The organism is Flavobacteriaceae bacterium, assembly GCA_014075215.1.
Lineage (GTDB): Bacteria > Bacteroidota > Bacteroidia > Flavobacteriales > Flavobacteriaceae > Polaribacter.
In genome coordinates, this window is sequence record CP046177.1 from 3053705 (window position 1) to 3072519 (window position 18815).

Below are 18815 nucleotides of genomic sequence, written 5' to 3' on the forward strand. Positions count from 1 at the left end.
AGCCTTACTCAACAAAAATAAAAATTAGACGTTATAATCAATAATCAAAAAATGATATCAATGCAACGTTTTTTTTTAAACTCTTCGACATTTGTATTAATTACGATGCTGTTTCCCAACCTCTTTTTTAGTCAGCAATCAGATATTGATGTAAATGTATTTAATGACTATAATCATGCGGTAAAGCTATTTAATAATAAAGCATATGCTGCAGCTCAAAAGAATTTTATAAAGGTTTCCAAACAGCTAAAAGACAAAACCAATTTAAAAGCCGAAGCCGATTATTACGATGCTATTTGTGCAATTCGGTTGCAACAGACAGGGGCAGATAAAAAAGTGTTGAATTTTGTTGAAAAACACCCTAACAGCACAAAAAAAGACAAGGCATATTTTTTGGTTGGAAACTATTATTTTGCTAACAGAGAAGCTGCTCATGCCCTTAAATGGTATTCCAAAACGAATCGCGACGGATTATCTGAAGACAACAAAAAGGAATTGGATTTTAAAATGGGATATGCGCTTTTAACCACCCAGCGTTTGACCTCTGCCAAGAGCAGATTTTTAAAATTAATTAACGATGCTAAATATGGAAACGATTCGAGGTATTATTACGGATATATAGCCTATAAACAAGAAGATTATGAAGAAGCGAAAACAACCTTAAATATGCTTGCAGATGAGGAAGCGTATAAAAACGAAGTAACGTATTTCTTATTAGATATCAGCTTTAAGTCCGGCAAATTTGAAAAATGTATTGAAGTCGGGTTAAAACTCTTAGAAAAAGCAAAACCAAAAGAGCGGTCGGAAATTGCAAAAATTGTCGGAGAGAGTTATTTTAATTTAAAAGAATATAAAAAAGCAATTCCCTACTTAGAAGAATACAGAGGTAAAAAAGGAAAATGGAGCAATACCGATTACTACCAATTGGGTTTTGTATATTACAAGCAAAATGATTTTAAAAAAGCAGTAAGCTACTTCAACAAAATTATTGATACAAAAAACAATGTTTCGCAAAATGCATACTATAATCTCGGAGAATGCTACATGCATTTAGATAAAAAAACAGAAGCATTAAACGCATTTAAGAACGCGAGCGAAATGGATTTCAATGCAACCGTTAAAGAAGATGCAGCACTAAACTATGCCAAACTCAGCTATGAAGAAGGAAACCCCTATAAAAGTGTAGCCGAAGTGTTGCAGGATTTTTTAAAAGCATACCCCGAATCTCCCAGTTATCAAGAAATAAATGAGTTAGTAGTTTCTTCCTATTTATACCAACAAGATTACATAGGTGCTTTAGCCTATCTGGCTAAAAACAAAAGTGCGCAAAATAAAGAATTGACTTACGAAGTATCTTATTACAGAGGTGTACAACTATTTACGGAAAAAAAACTACCCGAATCAGTTCCCTTTTTTATAGCAGGTATGAAATCTTCAGATAAGATCATTACAGTAAAATCTCAATACTGGAAAGCGGAAGCCAATTATCAATTAGGAAATTTCCAAAACGCACTGGATGATTTCATCGCCTTTAAAAAGAATGTTTATTCTAAAAAAGTTGAAGAATTTAAAGAAGTAGACTATCATTTAGGATACAGTTATTTTAAATTAAAAAAATACCGTGAAGCCGCAAAGGCTTTTCAAGCTTTTATTGCTACAAATAATGAAGATATAGTCATAACTGATGATGCCATTGTTAGAAAAGGAGATAGTGAGTTTGCAACAAAAGATTACCGTAAGGCAATAAAAACTTATAAAAAAGTAATTGATTCCTATGACACCGGAGCAGATTATGCACAGTACCAATCTGCTATGAGCTATGGTTTTCTAAAAAATAATAACGAAAAAATCAATCAGCTACTGTCATTCAATAAAAATTTTCAAACATCTAATTTAAAAGACGACGCTTATTTCCAGTTAGGAAATACATACGCTATTGAAAAAGATGTTGACAATGCCCATATATTTTACCAAAAATTAATTACGGAATTTCCTAAAAGCTCATACAATCCAAACTCGCTATTAAGAAAAGGGCTTTTATATTTTAATGAGAATGAAAATGATAAAGCACTTAACCTCTTTAAGCAAATTGTAGCTAAATATCCTAACTCCAATGAAGCAAAACAAGCTGTGAGTAGTGCCAGAAATGTATATATTGAACTGGGAACCGTAGATGAATATGCTATTTGGGTAAAAACGATAAAATTTGTGAATGTATCAGATGCAGAATTAGATAACACTATGTATGAATCCGCAGAAAACAAATTTCTGGAAAATAAAACAAATGCGGCAATTTCCGGATTTCAGAAATACCTGAAAACGTTTCCTGACGGTTTACATGCTTTGAAATCTAATTTTCAACTAGCGCAACTTTTAGTAAAAACCGATAAAAAAGAACAAGCAATTCCAAATTATCAATATGTAATTGATCAGGGGCAAAGCGAATTTAGTGAAGAAACGTTAAACAAATTATCACAAATTTTATTAGAAAAAGAAGATTGGGTACATGCAACTCCCTTATTAGTACGATTAGAAGCGGAAGCAAACCTGCCTCAAAACATCATCTACGCACAGAGTAATTTAATGAAGGGATATTACTGGGCCGATGATTATAAAAATGCCGTAGCCTATGCTGAAAAGGTATTGCAAAATACCAAAATAGATACCTCTTTAGAGTATGATGCTAAAATCATTATTGCCCGTGCTGCCTATAAAACAGACGATTATACAAAAGCAGAAGAATTTTATAAAGAAGTAGAACGAAATGCAAGAGGCGAATTAAAAGCAGAAGCATTATACTACAGTGCATTCTTTAAAAATTATCATAAAGAATACGCCGAATCCAACAAGGTCATTCAGGAAGTCATTTCAGACTATTCTGCCTATAAATACTGGGGATCAAAAAGCTTTATTATCATGGCTAAAAATTATTACGCTCTTGAAAATGCAGACCCATATCAGGCCACTTTTATTTTGGAAAATATTATCAAAAACTTTAGCCAATTTGAAGACGTTATTGAAGAAGCGCAAAAAGAACTTAAAAAAATCAAAGCTAACGAAGCGAAAACAAACATTTCAGTAACTCCAAAAAATAAAAAATAATGAAAAAATTTGCATTCATCTTAGGGGTTATATTTACTACATTTCATATAAATGCCCAGAAAAACGAAAAAAAAGAAGTCGCCAAAGATACTGTAAAAACAGAAGTAATTAACGTTACTACCTCTTATACTCCCACCGTAGCAGATGCTTTTAAAATTAAAAAAAGCCCTATCATCAGGTTGAGTGAAAAATCGCAAAAGAAAAAATTAAAGTATACCATTTCTTTTGCACCTGTAGCGTCCACGTTTGTTCCCAAAAGTGGTGTTGTAAAAGGTATTGATCTGGGAGTAAAAGAACGCCTTTTCAACAATTATATAGCCGCCGGTTATGGAAATTACTCAACGCCTTTTGCTGAAATATTCTTACACCGCAATACAAGATTTGATACGGAGTATGGCCTGTATGCCAAATATATCTCTTCTGAAAACGGTGTTAGAGATGCCTTGTTAAGCAGTAGTTACAGAAACTTAAATCTGGGTGCGTATTATATGAAAGAAGAGCGTTATTTTGATTGGAAAATAGGGTTTGATGTAGAATGTAATGCCTATAACTGGTATGGATTACCTGCTAGGCCGTTTAATCAGGCAATCATTAATGCAATAGATCCGGCACAAAAGTTTAATTATTTTGAACTAAACGGGCAGTTAGCTTTTAAAGATGCTTATATAGAAAATGCCAATACTACACTCTATTTATTTACAGATCATTTAAAAAGCAGAGAAATCTATTTTTCTTTAGCATCTGCACTAGAACTCCCGCTTACCGGTATCGGCCGAAATTTTAATCCTTTAAATATCAATACTTCCTTACAATATTTAGATGGAGAATTTGCAAGAAATTATAACGGATCTGCCAAAGAGACCTATCGTTTTTTCAATTTTAAAATAAATCCGGTATATCGGTTTGAAGTTGAAAAATTAAATATCAAACTAGGTACAAAATTATATGCTGCTTTTGATCTGGAAAATAGCCTTACTGATTTTTTTGCATATCCAGATGTAGAGATCTCATACCCTGTAGTTTCCGGGTTGGTTCATTTATACCTGGGCGCCGGAGGTGATTTGGAAATGAATAATTACAAAAATTTTACGGATACAAATCCCTTCGTATCCCCTACCTTATTTATAACGCAAACAAATCAACAGTACAATATCTTCGGAGGTATTAACGGAAAGTTTTCTTCTAACGTAACCTACGGAATAAGAGGAAGTTATACAAGCGAGGAAGATAAAGCTTTATTTGTCAGAAATAACTCAAAAACCGATGGAACAACTATTGTGAGTAATGTTACGCTTTTAGGGTATGAATATGGTAATTCTTTTAATGTATTTTATGACGATATAAAAACTCTTAGCATTTACGCCGAACTGGAAGTCCCCGTTTCCAGTAAGCTAACTATAGGTATGAATGGACAAGTAAATTCTTACAGCCTGACGAACCAGCAACAGGCTTGGAATTTACCTGATATAGAAACTGCTCTTTACGGAAAATATAAAAAAGATAAATGGTATGCCGGAGCCGATTTATTCTTTGTAGGAACCCGAAAAGATGTGGTTTACAGTAGTATATTTCCATCAACAATTACCGGAATTCAAAATCTTGATTCCTATCTGGACTTAAATTTAAATGGAGGGTATCACTTTAATGATATGTTATCAGCTTATATAAAATTCAACAACGTCCTAAATACAAATTACCAACGCTATGCAAACTTTAATGTGCAAGGCTTTCAGGTACTGGCAGGAATTGCTTATAAATTCGGGTTTTAATATATAGAGACCTTTGCAAAATAGTGATATATTCCGTATTGAAATTGATTTGGCTTCAAATTTCTTCCTTCTCGAAAATTTTAAATCCTCAAAACCAACAGGTTATTCCGGTTTAAAATTTTCTTCGGGCGTCGAACTTTTTTGCCAAATCAATTCTGCAAAGGTCTTATATATTTAGTTTAAAAAAGTTTAAAAGTTAGAAAGTTTAAAAGAGAACTCATTACCACACCTTGGAAATCTTTTAATCTTTATAATTCATTAAACACCTATAGGGATAAAAATTTGTAATCTACATAATTAAAAGACCTAGCAGCATTGATTTTGATAACTTTCCGTAAATTTAGCTGTTTAAAAACCAGAAACCAGATGAAAAAACTAATGTTATGCCCTCTCATTCCTCTTTTATTTTTAGCTTGCCAACCCAAAAAACAGGTGAACATAACCTCTTTAGAACTATCTAAAGAAGAAAAAACAGATTCTACAACCATTAAACACCTATTTAATACCGTACTGACTCAAGGTCAATCCTACGAGTGGTTACGAGATCTGACTTCCAATATAGGAGGACGTTTGTCAGGATCTCCGGAAGCACAAAAAGCGGTGGTATGGGGAGAAGCTTTGATGAAAAAAGTAGGTTTGGACTCTGTTTGGTTACAACCTGTAATGGTACCTCATTGGGTTCGTGGCGAAAAAGAAGTGGCAAATTATACTGTAAACGGACAAAAGAAAAATGTTCCTATCTGTGCTCTGGGGTTTTCAGTAGCAACTCCGGAAAACGGAATCACTGCAAAAGTAATAGAAGTACAAGGTTTAAAAGAAGCAGAAGAACTGGGAGAGAAACTAAAAGGAAAAATTGTATTTTTTAACCGTCCTTTTGACAACACGTTGATTAATACCTTCAAAGCATATGGAGGATGTGTAGGCCAACGTGTTCGAGGTGCTTCCGTTTGTGGAAAGTTTGGAGCCAAAGGAGTAATTGTCCGCTCAATGACGGATGGTATTGATGATTATCCGCACACAGGAACCATGACCTATGGAGACATTCCAAAAGAGCAATATATTCCGGCAGCTGCAATCAGTTCCAGAGCTGCGAACATATTAAGCAAAGATTTAAAAGCCAATCCAAATTTAAAATTCTATTTTAAGCAAAATTGTAAAACTTTACCCGATGCTCCTTCTTTTAATGTGGTTGGAGAAATTAAAGGTACTGAGACTCCGGAAAATATTATGGTGGTTGGCGGGCATTTGGATTCCTGGGATTTGGGTGACGGTGCGCATGACGACGGAACCGGAATTGTTCAATCTTTAGAAGTAGCCTATTTATTCAAAAAAAACAATATCAAGCCAAAAAACACATTACGGGTTGTCTTTTTTATGAATGAAGAAAATGGAATGCGGGGTGCAAAAAAATATGCCGAACTGGCAAAAATAAACAGAGAAAATCATATTGGCGGTTTGGAATCCGATGCCGGAGGGCATACACCCAGGGGATTTACTATTGATGCCAATGCCGCAAATACGGCATTGCTAAAAAGCTGGAAAAAACTACTGGCTCCCTATGGCTTACACGATATTGACAAAGGAGGAAGCGGTGCGGACATTGATCCCTTAAAAGGTGAAACCGTAACCTTAGTGGGGTACAGACCCGATAGCCAACGCTATTTTGATTACCACCACACTTCTACAGATACCTTTGACAAAGTAAATAAAAGAGAACTGGAATTAGGAAGTGCCTCTATGGCAAGCATTATTTATTTGATGGATAAATATCTATATCACCATACACCTGTCAAACCGTAAGCAGTTTTATACTGATATTAAAATGATAACACCACCGCAATGAAAAAATACAGCTACTTTATAATAATTATCTTTGCATTCATTTCCTGCAAACAAAAACAAGTCGACATAATTATTACTAATGCTCATGTATATACTGTAGATGCTGATTTTAGTAATGCTGAAGCTTTTGCTGTAAAAAATGGCAGATTTATTGCCGTAGGGGCTTCCAAAGAAATAACATCAAAATACAAAGCTTCAAAAACCGTAGATGCAAATGGCCAAACCATTGTTCCGGGATTGATCGATGCACATTGTCATTTCTATGGTTTGGGTCTGCAACAACAAAAAGTAGATCTGACAGGAACAACCAGTTATCAGGATGTTTTACAAAAACTCGTTGATTTTCAGGAAAAAAAGAAAGTCTCTTATATTACAGGCCGAGGATGGGACCAAAATGACTGGCAGGTAAAAGAGTTCCCGACAAAAGAAAAATTAGATCAATTATTTCCCAATACACCCGTTGCTATTCGCAGAGTAGACGGTCATGCATTACTGGTAAATCAGGCGGCAATTGATGCCTCGAAACTGACAAAAGATACTGAGGTGAGCGGTGGTGAAATTATCATGAAAGATGGTAAAATGACCGGAGTACTTATTGATGCTGCCATGCGGTTTATTGAGACACCCAATACTACAAAAAAAGAAGCTATTGCAGGCTTATTAGATGCTCAAAAAATAAATTTCAGTTATGGTTTAACGACGGTAGACGATGCCGGTCTTGATAAGAGTACCATCGAGCTTATAGATAGTTTACAACAAGCAGGAGATTTGAAAATAAGAATATATGCTATGGTTTCCGCAACACAGCGACACCTAGATTACTACATCAAACGAGGAATCATCAAAACAGACCGGTTACATGTTCGTTCGTTCAAGGTGTATGGTGACGGGGCCCTGGGCTCCCGCGGAGCTGCTATGAAAAAACCGTATAGCGACAGAGTGAATCACTATGGTGCTCTGATTTTTTCCCCGGAACGTTACCAGGAAATGGCAAAGCAAATTGCTGCTTCCGGTTACCAAATGAACACTCACGCTATCGGGGATTCCGCAAACTATTGGTTATTAAAAACATATCGAGAAGTATTGAAGGGCAAAAAAGATCGACGTTGGAGAATTGAGCACGCTCAAATTGTAGATGAGCAGGATTTTAAATTCTTTGAGAATATAATTCCATCTGTTCAACCCACACATGCCACTTCAGATATGTACTGGGCAAAAGATAGAGTGGGTGCTGAAAGAATTAAGGGCGGATATGCATATAAAAAATTATTGAAAGTCTACGGAAAAGTGGCTTTGGGAACAGATTATCCTGTAGAAAAGGTAAATCCGTTTTTAACCTTTTATGCGGCAACCGTGAGAAAAGATATACACGGGTATCCGGAAAACGGATATCAGGCAGAGAATGCTTTGTCCAGAGAAGAAACACTAAAAGGGATGACTATCTGGGCAGCATATTCAAATTTTGAAGAAAACGAAAAAGGAAGTATTGAAACAGGCAAATTTGCTGATTTTGTGATTTTAAATCAGAATATCATGGAAATCGAAGAAAATAAAATTCCGGATACTAAGATCGTTGCTACCTATCTTAATGGTGAAAAGGTATATTATATAAATGATGAATTATGAAGTACGAATTCTAACCTAATCAATATCAATTGATTAAATTTAACTTTAGATTCCATATAACATAAATCCTCTGATAGGAGTTTTAAGTTAAAAATGCTCTTTTTCCTTTCCATCTCTACAACTTTGAAGCTCTCAAAGTTATAACCTTTATATGAACGTTCATTTTGTAAAGGAATGTTACAGATGCATTCTCCCGTGATGTTTCTTTTTAGCGGTAACTCTCTTGTTTACTTACTTTATGTTTCATTTGAGAGAATGCTCTATAAAAAATAGTTTTTTAAACATATTTATTGTAAAAGTATGACCTCTAAGCGAAAAGAGTGTAAAAACTAGATAAAGCTGTAAAAATTATCAGACGAGTTTACCTTTTCTATCGATAGGCAGTTATTATTATAACCCGTTGTGCATTTTGATAAAATTCGTCAATTCGAGTAAATTTTTCGATTGAAAATGAGAAAAATTTGTATCGAGAATAGAATTTTTGCTCTAAATATGTTCTCGATACGATTTTTCGTAGCTCAAAATCAGGCTCAAGTAAATTTTATGGGTATTAAGCGAATAATTTTTCAAGTCTAAAGAGGAAAAATTGTGTATCTCTTACGCCTCTTTGATTGGCTCTAAAGAGTTTTATTTTTGAATTAAAAGACTCTGCATTTGCATTTGTATTCCTATTGTCAAAAAAGTTTAAGATGGTATTAAAATGATGTTTAATACTGTTCATTGCTGTATTGAAATTTTTAAATTCCAATTTTTCTGTATCCTCAAACCAATGTTCAAATCGTTGTTTGGCTTTTACTTTACATTTTTCTTGATAAATGCTTCTAAATTCTAAAGTGTGTTTATAGGCTTGTTGGATGTTTGGATAAAGATTACATAATAATTCTGCTCTTTGTTTTCATCTTCTATTGCTTTCCACCGATGCTGTACTCTAACATGCTGTAAAGCTTCTGTTACCAGTTTTACCACATGAAATCTATCGGTAACAATTTTAGCATTTGGAAAACAAATCTTAGCTGTTAAATTCATATTATTTGCCATATCTAAAGTTACTTCTTTGACTTGTTTGCGTTGTTCTAAGGGTATTCTTTCAATAGCAGTAATAATATCATCACTTTTAATTCCTTTTACACAAGCCACTAAAGTTCCTTGTTTACTTCGTCCGTTCTTGTTGGTCAAATAGGTATAAAGTTCACCTTTAGATAGACTTACTTCATCAAGACTTAAATACTCTCCTATATTCTTCGGATAAATAAGATAATCTTCACAATGGGGCTTTTGATTCCAACTATCAAACCCACTTATCTGTTTCTTATAATGGCGTTGTAAAGTTCGTGGGTAAATACCGTAATAACTCGCTATATTACTGATCGTATCTTCTCGGGCCTCTACCTGTAGCTTTTAAAAAATCAGAAAGTTCTGACGTTAATTTAGAACCTTCTGCAATGAATGAATAATCATTTTTAATCGCTCCCTTTTTAGTCTTCTTATCTCGCCATCGTCTTGTTTTTATATGTAGATAAACTGCTTTACCGCGTATGGGAAAATCTTGAATCTGTTTACTGCTAATAAAACCTTTGGACTCATAATTACCCTTTGAGTAACCCTCTGGTAGAATATTCTTCTCTTCTAAATAAATGTGAAAAGCATCCTTTTTAACTGAAATATCTCCTAATTCTTCAAAAAATACAATATCAAAATGAAGTAATAAATCTTGAGGGAGGATAGATGCTAATAATTCTAAATGCATCGTCTTTTTTTATGCATCTAAAATAATCAATCCCCATAAATTGTCGTTGACCCAAAAATCACTCGAACTGACGTTTAAATTTACTTTTTAGTTCAAAATGCACAACGGGTTAACTTATGACTATGTGGCCTTTATTTTTAGTTCACTTTATCTTTATCGGAGGAAGCCCATGAACTGTAGTAATGGCTCTTCCGGATGGTTCATTCTTGTTTTTAAAACTTTCATCCCATTCCAAAGCGATTTTAGTGCTACAGGCAACAGATGGTTCCTGAGGTACGGATAGCGCTGCAGTATCACTCGGAAAATGTTCTGCAAAAACAGAACGATAAAAAAACTCTTCTTTACTTGTTGGTGTTTGAACTGGAAATTTATAAGTCGCATTTGCCAATTGCTCGTCGGTTACTGCGGTAGCTGCAACTTCTTTTGTGTCAATCCAGCTGCCCACCCCGTCAGAGAATTGCTCTTTTTGCCTCCAGGCTACACTTTCCGGCAGATAACTTTCAAATGCTTTTCTTATTACCCATTTTTCCATTCGCTCTCCACGAATCATTTTATCTTTCGGGTTGATACGCATTGCCACATCTATAAATTCTTTGTCTAAAAAAGGAACACGCCCTTCTATACCCCAGGCAGCCAGAGATTTGTTAGCTCTTAAACAATCATACATGTGTAATTTGTTCAGTTTTCTGACCGTTTCTTTATGAAATTCCTCAGCATTTGGCGCTTTGTGAAAGTACAAATACCCTCCAAAAAGCTCATCTGCTCCTTCACCGGACAATACCATTTTTACACCCATAGATTTTATAACTCTGGCCATCAAATACATAGGAGTAGAAGCTCTGACGGTTGTAATATCATAGGTTTCCAATTTATAAATTACATCTCTGATAGCATCTAAACCTTCTTGAATAGTAAATTTGATTTCATGGTGTACCGTACCAATATGACCTGCTACTTTTTGTGCGGCAGCCAAATCGGGAGAGCCTTCCAGGCCTACTGAAAACGAATGCAATTGAGGCCACCAGGCATCTTTGGTATCTCCGGATTCAATTCTTTTTTCCGCATATTTTTTTGCAATGGCGGAAGTAATTGACGAATCCAACCCGCCGGAAAGTAATACACCATATGGGACATCACTCATCAATTGCCTGTGTACAGCAGCTTCTAAGGCTTCTCTAATTTCATCAATATTCGTTTGATTTTCTTTTACGGCTTTATATTCCATCCAATCTCTTTTGTACCATTGTTTTACTACCCCATCTTTTCCGGATAGATAATGCCCGGGTGGGAATAGTTCAATTTTTGTACATACTCCCTCCAGTGCTTTTAGCTCTGAGGCTACATAAAAAGTTCCATGCTGATCCCAACCTATATACAGAGGGATGATTCCCATATGATCTCTCGCTACAAAATATTCGTCTTTCTCAACATCGTAAATGGCAAAACCGAAGATACCATTCAGTTCATCTAAAAAATGCATTCCTTTTTCTTTATATAGCGCAAGAAGTATTTCACAGTCAGATTCTGTCTGAAACTCATAAGTTGGCTTCGAATGATCTGATCTGTAATTTTCAAATTGTTTTCTTAATACTCTGTGATTATAAATCTCTCCGTTTGCAGCCAACACAAGCTTTTTATCTTCACTAAACAAGGGTTGTTTTCCTGATGCCGGATCTACAATCGCCAGGCGTTCATGCGCTAAAATTGCTTTATCATTACTATAGATTCCACTCCAATCCGGGCCTCTATGCCTGATCTTTGAAGACATCTCTAATAATTGAGGCCTTAATACATCTGATTTCTCTTTTAGGTCAAAAGCACATACAATACCACACATAATTTTTATTGAATATTAATAATAATGCAAATAAACTGAAATAAGTATCTAAATATTACTTTTTTATTTAAAATAATTACAATATGATACATTTTGTATCTTTTTTAATTTATAATGTAATTATTTAAAGCTAAATGTTGTTTTAAAACTTATACTTTAAAAAAAGTATAGGAAAACTTGTCGTATTGGAAATCAGTATTTATTTTTGCCTGACAATGTTACGGAATAAAAATATATGGTGGTGGATATCTTTGCACTCATAAGTGAGAAGGAAACCTGTATGTTAAAAATATAAAAGGCTTATCTCACGATAAGTCTTTTCTGATTCTAATAATTACTGAAATATAGTATGGAAATAAAAAAAACAACGATAAAAACCAGTAGTAGACGACGAATTTCCGATACAGTTACTCCGGTAGGTTTGTACTTTCGTTTACGAGACAGATACGCAAATACGTTGCTTTTGGAAAGCTCTGACTATCACAGTAAAGAAGAAAGTTTTTCTTTTATTTGTATCGAACCCATACTCACCATGAAGGTTGAAGATGGTCAATTTTCTGTGTTTAAAAACGGTTCTCTCATCTCGTCCGAAGGCATCAATCGGAATTTTTATCAGCTTTTTAATCAGTTTAGCGATGCGATTATTTTAGAATGCGAAGCGTCATTAAAATCATTTAATGGCTTGTACGGATATACTACTTATGACAGTGTCCGGTATTTTGAAAATATTCAACTAAACACTTCAAAAGCACCTTCGGCAATTCCGTCAATGCAGTACAGTTTTTATCGATTTATTATTGCGATCAATCATTTTAATGATGAAATGATATTGATTGAAAATATAATGGAAGGTACTGATTCGAGGATAGCAGAGATAGAAACCATTATTGAAGCGCGGGCATTTACTACTCAAAGATTTAAAATCTCAGGAGGTGAAGCTTCTAATTGTACCGATGAAGATTTTAAAAAATATGTAACAATAGCAAAAGCACATTGTAAAAGAGGGGATGTATTTCAACTGGTATTGTCGCGTCAGTTTCAACAAGCTTTTACAGGTGATGAGTTTAATGTATACAGAGCACTACGGTCGATAAATCCGTCACCGTATTTATTTTATTTTGATTACGGAAGTTTTAAACTGATGGGCTCATCGCCGGAAGCACAGATAAAGGTAGTAGCAGGAAAAGCCCTCATCAACCCTATTGCAGGAACGTTCAAAAGGACAGGTGATATGGCAGAAGACATAAAACTTGGTAAACTGTTATGCGAAGACACTAAAGAAACCGCTGAGCATGTCATGCTGGTTGATTTGGCCAGAAATGATTTAAGCAAACACGCTGATAATGTAACTGTAGAAGTGTTTAAAGAAGTTCAGTTTTTTAGTCATGTTATTCATTTGGTGTCTACGGTAAAAGGGGAAATCAAAGGCGATCCGATCAAGATTGTCGGAGATACATTCCCGGCAGGAACCTTAAGTGGAGCACCAAAATACAAAGCAATGCAACTGATTGACAAATATGAAAATCAATCACGCGGATTTTATGGGGGTGCTGTCGGTATAATAGGATTAAACGGTTCTGTGAATTTGGCTATTGCGATTCGCTCTTTCGTGAGTAAACAAAACAAATTATACTATCAGGCAGGAGCAGGAATTGTTATCCATTCTGACGAGGAAAAAGAATTACAAGAAGTCAATAATAAATTAGCTGCATTAAAAAAAGCACTGGTTTTGGCTGAAAAAATATAAGTAGTAAATGATTCAAAAATTGAAACTTTAAATTTTTGAATCATTCAATTTTTCAATAAATTATGAACATACTAATAATAGATAATTACGATTCGTTTACATACAATCTTGTGCACATGGTTGAAAAAATTACGGGAACTTTTCCTGCGGTTTTTAGAAACGATGAAATTGGACTGGAGGAAATACATCCATACGACTTAATTATGTTATCTCCAGGGCCTGGAATCCCGGATGAGGCAGGAATTTTAAAGCAGATTATTAAAAGATACGCCGGTGAAAAACCCTTTTTTGGAGTATGCTTAGGCCTTCAGGCAATTACAGAGGTGTTTGGTGGAACCATTGTAAATATGGACATGGTTTTTCACGGAGTGGCTACGACAATGAGAGTGGTTCAACCTTCAGCCATTATTTTTAAGGGTATTCCTTCCGAATTTTCAGCAGCAAGATATCATTCGTGGATCGCTTCCAAAGAAAACATCCCGGAGTGCCTGGAAATTACAGCAACCGATGGAGATGGAGAAATTATGGCCACTCGTCATAAAGAATTTTCAATAAGTGCAGTGCAGTTTCATCCCGAATCTATCTTAACAGAAGTAGGAGAACAAATCGTTAGGAATTTTATAGAAGCTTATGTGTAATATGATCATTCCCGTAAAAATGAGGATTAAATAAAATGAAAGAAATATTAAACGATTTATACCAACACAAACGCCTGTTAAAATCCGAAGCAAAACAGATTTTGATTGATATTACTGCATCAACTTATAATGATGCACATTTAGTTTCTTTTATGACTGTTTTTATGATGCGCCCTATTACAGCAGACGAATTATCAGGGTTTCGGGAAGCACTAAAAGAACTGGCAATTACGGTCGATTTATCAGCATATAATACCATTGATATTGTAGGTACCGGAGGCGATGGAAAAGACACGTTTAATATCTCTACATTAGCATCTTTTATTGTGGCGGGAACTGGGCAAAAAGTTGCCAAACATGGCAACTATAGTGTGTCGTCAAAATCCGGATCTTCAGATATGTTAGAGAATTTCGGCTATCATTTTACCAATGATGAAAACACTTTAAAGAGGCATTTGGAGAAAGCAAATATTTGTTTTTTACATGCCCCGAAATTTCACCCGGCTATGAAAGTTGTTGGGCCCACAAGAAAGGCACTGGCATTAAAAACTTTTTTTAACATGTTAGGGCCGCTGGTAAATCCGAGTTCTCCACAGAATTTGATGTTGGGAACATTTAATCTGGAAATTGCACGATTGTATCATTATATATTACAGGGGGAAGATTCAAATTACGGGATTATTCATACGTTAGACGGATATGATGAAATCTCTTTGACGAGTGGATTTAAATTATTTACCAAATCGGGGGAAGAAATCATCAATCCGGAAGATATTGGCCGGAGAAGAATTTTACAATCCGATATTTACGGAGGTAATTCCGTAAAAGACGCAGCAAAGATTTTTAATACGATTTTGGACGGAAAGGGTACGGAAGTTCAGAACGATGTGGTATTAACCAATGCTGCTTTTGCTCTGAAAATTGTAGATAAAAGCAAATCATTCGAAACTGCTTTTGAAGAAGCAAAAGATGCCTTGTTTGGAGGGAGAGCAAAAGAATGTCTTCATAAATTAATTCGTAATTCATAATTATTGTATGACCATATTAGATAAAATAATAGCATTTAAAAAGAAAGAAGTAGCTAAAATAAAGGCAGACGTTCCGGTTAAGAAATTAGTGGAAAGTCCGTTGTTTCAGAGAGAGCCGTTATCGCTTAGAAAATCACTGTTAGAAACAGATTCAACTGGAATTATTGCAGAATTTAAAAGGCAATCTCCCTCAAAAGGAATTATCAATGATAAAGTAACTATTGAAGAGGTAACAACAGGTTATTTAGATGCCAATGTAGCTGCACAATCCATTTTAACAGATACTTCATTTTTTGGCGGAACAATGGTCGATCTGATGCAGGCCAGAACTATAAATACCACCATCCCTATTTTACGAAAAGACTTTATTGTAGACGGCTTTCAGGTTGTGGAAGCCAAAGCTATCGGAGCGGATGTGATTTTGCTGATTGCTGCCTGTTTAACCAAAAAAGAGTTAAAGAACTACGGACAGTTGACAGAGGATTTGGGAATGGAAGTTTTGTATGAAGCACATACAATAGAAGATTTGGATAAGATAGCACTTACTCATAAGATTGTAGGAATTAATAATAGAAATCTCAAAACCTTTGAAGTTGATTTGGAGCACTCCATTACACTGGCAAGTCAGATTCCTTCCGACTGCGTAAAAGTTTCCGAGAGCGGAATCAACGATCCGAAAATTATCACCGGTTTAAAAGAATATGGTTTTAAAGGATTTTTAATTGGAGAAAATTTTATGAAGGAAGAAAATCCGGGATTGGCTTGTGAAACATTTATCAGTCAAATACGATAGCGATGAAACTAAAAATTTGCGGTATGAAATATGTAGATAATATTCGGTTAATTGCCGATATGAAACCTGATTATATGGGGTTTATTTTTTATAAAAAATCCATGAGAAATTTTGAAGGAATTATGCCTGAACTTCCAAAACCGGTTAAAAAAACAGGTGTTTTTGTAAATGAAGGGTATACAATGGTAGTTTCGACAGTCAAAAAACACTTATTAGAAGTCATTCAGTTGCACGGAGATGAACCTGTGAAATACATTCAAGAATTAAAAAATCATTTGTCATCAAAGGTTGAAATTATCAAAGTATTTGGTATTAAAGACGATTTTGATTTTGAAGTGTTGAAGCCCTATGAAAATGAAGTTGATTATTTTTTGTTTGACACAAAAGGAAAAGAAAGAGGAGGGAATGGAGTAAAATTTGACTGGAATGTATTAAAAAATTACCCTTTTTCAACACCTTTCTTTTTAAGCGGTGGCATTGAACCTGGGGATGTGGAGGAAATTATAAAAATAAAAGCGTCCGGATTACCTGTTTATGCTGTTGATATCAACAGTAGATTTGAAACCAAACCGGGATTAAAAAATATAAAGGAAGTTCGAAAATTTAAGAATAAACTAATAGCATCCGGAGTTTGTTGAGATAACGTAAAGAACTTATTTTGAAAAGACGGTAAAAGTAATAACTAACTATTTATGAAATCAAAACTTCATCCGGATAAAAACGGATATTACGGGCAATTCGGAGGAGCATTCGTTCCGGAATTACTATATCCCAATGTGAAGAAAATTCACGATACATATATTCAAATTATTGAATCTTCGGAGTTTCAAAAAGAATACAAGAACCTCTTAAAAGATTATGTAGGAAGGCCGAGCCCGTTGTATTTTGCGAAACGATTATCATCATTATACGGAGCACATATTTATTTAAAACGGGAGGATTTAAATCATACGGGAGCACATAAAGTAAATAATACGATCGGTCAGATTTTGATTGCTAAAAAACTGGGAAAAACCAGCATTATTGCAGAAACAGGTGCCGGACAGCACGGAGTGGCTACTGCCACGGTTTGTGCCCTAATGGGTTTGGAGTGTACGGTCTTTATGGGCGAAAAGGATATCATGCGCCAGGCACCGAATGTAGCCAGAATGAAAATGTTAGACGCAAAAGTAGTTCCGGCAACCAGCGGAAGTAAAACACTGAAAGATGCAACCAATGAAGCCATTCGATATTGGATTCAGCATCCGGAGATGTATTATTTAATAGGCTCCGTAGTTGGCCCTGCTCCATATCCGGATATGGTAGCGCGCTTACAGGCAATCATTTCAGAGGAGATAAAATGGCAGTTGAAAGAACATGTCGGTAGAGAAAATCCGGATATGGTTATTGCCTGTGTAGGAGGCGGAAGTAATGCGGCAGGGGCTTTTTATCATTATTTGGATACCCCGGAAGTAGCACTCATAGCAGTGGAAGCTGCCGGTTTAGGAGTCAACTCCGGTAAAAGTGCTGCGACTTCTCAACTGGGAGATATAGGAGTCATACATGGAAGCAAGACCATGCTGATGCAAGATGGTTACGGACAAATCGTTGAACCGTATTCTATTTCCGCAGGATTGGATTATCCGGGGGTTGGACCGTTACATGCATTTTTATTTGAAACCAAACGGGTAAAATTTATGAACGCTACCGATAAAGAGGCACTGGCAGCAGCATATGAATTAGCAAAGACAGAAGGAATTATTCCGGCTTTGGAATCTGCGCATGCACTGGCCGTATTACCAAAGTTGAACCTGGGAAAAGAACAAGTGGTTGTAATGAATTTATCGGGTAGGGGGGATAAAGATTTAGAGATGCTTATCAAACATTTAGAAGAGTAACCTATGAGTTCAGTTGCAAAATTATTAGAAGAAAAATCGTCAAATATTTTATCGGTTTATTTTACTTCCGGTTTTCCAAAGTTAAACGACACTGCTAAAACAATTCGGGAGTTAAGCGATGCCGGTGTGGATTTTATAGAGGTTGGTTTACCCTATTCCGATCCGTTAGCTGATGGATCTACAATTCAAAACAGTAGCCAAAAAGCACTAAAAAACGGGATGAATTTAGACATTGTTTTTGATCAATTGTCAAAAATCAAACAAACAAACGAAACACCTTTGGTGTTGATGGGGTATTTGAATCAACTTTTGGCATACGGAGAAGATATATTTTGCCAAAGAGTAGTGGAAAGCGGAATAGATACCATTATTTTACCTGACCTGCCGATGATAGCATACGAAAACCATTATGAAAAATTGTTTTCCACATACGGAATTCATAATGTGTTTTTAATTACACCGCAAACTTCGGAAGAACGTATCCGAAAGATAGATTCCTATACACGAAGCTTTATATATATGGTGGCTGCTACTTCTATTACGGGAGCAAAAGGGGAAATTTCCCAAGAACAAATAGCTTATTTTAAAAAAATAAAAGCAATGAACTTAAAAAGTAAGCTTATTATTGGTTTTGGAATTTCTGACCACAATACATTTTCAGAAGTCTGTAAATATGGAAACGGAGCTATTATTGGCTCGGCTTTTATTAATCACATAGCACAACATGGAATAGAAGCTATTTCTGCATTTGTAAAAAGTGTCAGAGGTTGATATTTTTTGAATGAAAATTCAAAGATTCAAAATATTTA

The 18815-nt window shown here is 35.2% G+C and carries 13 protein-coding genes and 1 pseudogene; 11 read left to right on the forward strand and 3 right to left on the reverse strand.

Annotation, left to right across the window (positions count from 1 at the left end):
- The first annotated feature begins 60 nt into the window (after positions 1-60).
- From GKR88_15205 to GKR88_15220, 4 genes are all read left to right on the forward strand, one after another.
- Positions 61-3102 (forward strand): tetratricopeptide repeat protein, encoded by a 3042-nt coding sequence (locus tag GKR88_15205; GenBank protein ID QMU65498.1) that lies wholly within the window; start codon positions 61-63, stop codon positions 3100-3102.
- Positions 3102-4871 carry a hypothetical protein gene (locus GKR88_15210; GenBank protein ID QMU65499.1) on the forward strand — a complete coding sequence of 590 codons (1770 nt, stop codon included), beginning with the start codon at positions 3102-3104 and terminating at the stop codon, positions 4869-4871. Before GKR88_15205 ends, GKR88_15210 begins: the two co-directional genes overlap by 1 nt.
- A 366-nt stretch (positions 4872-5237) precedes the next feature.
- Positions 5238-6671, forward strand: coding sequence for a M20/M25/M40 family metallo-hydrolase (locus GKR88_15215; GenBank protein QMU65500.1), 1434 nt, complete (start codon positions 5238-5240; stop codon positions 6669-6671).
- 39 nt (positions 6672-6710) lie between these two features.
- Complete coding sequence (locus GKR88_15220) at positions 6711-8339, forward strand: amidohydrolase family protein (protein ID QMU65501.1); 1629 nt, start codon at positions 6711-6713, stop codon at positions 8337-8339.
- A gap of 550 nt (positions 8340-8889) precedes the next feature.
- On the opposite strand, the pseudogene GKR88_15225 reads toward GKR88_15220, so the two are convergent.
- From GKR88_15225 to GKR88_15235, 3 genes and pseudogenes are all read right to left on the reverse strand, one after another.
- Positions 8890-9575, reverse strand: a pseudogene (locus tag GKR88_15225) (DDE transposase).
- Between the two features lie 124 nt (positions 9576-9699).
- Positions 9700-10086 carry a hypothetical protein gene (locus GKR88_15230; GenBank protein QMU65502.1) on the reverse strand — a complete coding sequence of 129 codons (387 nt, stop codon included), beginning with the start codon at positions 10084-10086 and terminating at the stop codon, positions 9700-9702.
- A gap of 142 nt (positions 10087-10228) precedes the next feature.
- Positions 10229-11923, reverse strand: a complete 1695-nt coding sequence (locus GKR88_15235) for an asparagine synthase B (protein QMU65503.1) — start codon at positions 11921-11923, stop codon at positions 10229-10231.
- Between the two features lie 355 nt (positions 11924-12278).
- Here GKR88_15235 and GKR88_15240 point away from each other — a divergent pair, with 355 nt between their 5' ends.
- The 7 genes from GKR88_15240 to GKR88_15270 all read left to right on the forward strand — a co-directional run bounded on the left by GKR88_15240 (position 12279) and on the right by GKR88_15270 (position 18777).
- Complete coding sequence (locus tag GKR88_15240; protein ID QMU66743.1) at positions 12279-13670, forward strand: anthranilate synthase component I family protein; 1392 nt, start codon at positions 12279-12281, stop codon at positions 13668-13670.
- 62 nt (positions 13671-13732) lie between these two features.
- Complete coding sequence (locus GKR88_15245) at positions 13733-14308, forward strand: aminodeoxychorismate/anthranilate synthase component II (GenBank protein QMU65504.1); 576 nt, start codon at positions 13733-13735, stop codon at positions 14306-14308.
- Positions 14309-14343: 35 nt separating this feature from the next.
- The gene (gene trpD / locus GKR88_15250; GenBank protein ID QMU65505.1) at positions 14344-15336 is read left to right on the forward strand and encodes an anthranilate phosphoribosyltransferase; all 993 of its coding nucleotides are present in this window, start codon (positions 14344-14346) and stop codon (positions 15334-15336) included.
- Positions 15337-15343: 7 nt separating this feature from the next.
- Positions 15344-16129, forward strand: a complete 786-nt coding sequence (trpC, locus tag GKR88_15255; protein ID QMU65506.1) for an indole-3-glycerol phosphate synthase TrpC — start codon at positions 15344-15346, stop codon at positions 16127-16129.
- 23 nt (positions 16130-16152) lie between these two features.
- Complete coding sequence (locus GKR88_15260; GenBank protein QMU65507.1) at positions 16153-16767, forward strand: phosphoribosylanthranilate isomerase; 615 nt, start codon at positions 16153-16155, stop codon at positions 16765-16767.
- A gap of 54 nt (positions 16768-16821) precedes the next feature.
- On the forward strand, positions 16822-18006 hold the full coding sequence (gene trpB, locus GKR88_15265) for a tryptophan synthase subunit beta (GenBank protein ID QMU65508.1): 1185 nt from the start codon (positions 16822-16824) through the stop codon (positions 18004-18006).
- Positions 18007-18009: 3 nt separating this feature from the next.
- Positions 18010-18777: a tryptophan synthase subunit alpha gene (locus GKR88_15270; protein QMU65509.1), complete on the forward strand. Its 768-nt coding sequence runs from the start codon at positions 18010-18012 to the stop codon at positions 18775-18777.
- The last annotated feature ends 38 nt before the right edge of the window (positions 18778-18815 follow it).

Excerpts from the sequence above, each read along its gene's own strand:
- GKR88_15205 (QMU65498.1), top strand. The coding sequence starts at position 61 with ATGCAACGTTTTTTTTTAAACTCTTCGACATTTGTATTAATTACGATG.
- GKR88_15210 (QMU65499.1), top strand. The coding sequence starts at position 3,102 with ATGAAAAAATTTGCATTCATCTTAGGGGTTATATTTACTACATTTCAT.
- GKR88_15215 (QMU65500.1), top strand. The coding sequence starts at position 5,238 with ATGAAAAAACTAATGTTATGCCCTCTCATTCCTCTTTTATTTTTAGCT.
- GKR88_15220 (QMU65501.1), top strand. The coding sequence starts at position 6,711 with ATGAAAAAATACAGCTACTTTATAATAATTATCTTTGCATTCATTTCC.
- GKR88_15230 (QMU65502.1), bottom strand. The coding sequence starts at position 10,086 with ATGCATTTAGAATTATTAGCATCTATCCTCCCTCAAGATTTATTACTT.
- GKR88_15235 (QMU65503.1), bottom strand. The coding sequence starts at position 11,923 with ATGTGTGGTATTGTATGTGCTTTTGACCTAAAAGAGAAATCAGATGTA.
- GKR88_15245 (QMU65504.1), top strand. The coding sequence starts at position 13,733 with ATGAACATACTAATAATAGATAATTACGATTCGTTTACATACAATCTT.
- trpD (QMU65505.1), top strand. The coding sequence starts at position 14,344 with ATGAAAGAAATATTAAACGATTTATACCAACACAAACGCCTGTTAAAA.
- trpC (QMU65506.1), top strand. The coding sequence starts at position 15,344 with ATGACCATATTAGATAAAATAATAGCATTTAAAAAGAAAGAAGTAGCT.
- GKR88_15260 (QMU65507.1), top strand. The coding sequence starts at position 16,153 with ATGAAATATGTAGATAATATTCGGTTAATTGCCGATATGAAACCTGAT.
- trpB (QMU65508.1), top strand. The coding sequence starts at position 16,822 with ATGAAATCAAAACTTCATCCGGATAAAAACGGATATTACGGGCAATTC.
- GKR88_15270 (QMU65509.1), top strand. The coding sequence starts at position 18,010 with ATGAGTTCAGTTGCAAAATTATTAGAAGAAAAATCGTCAAATATTTTA.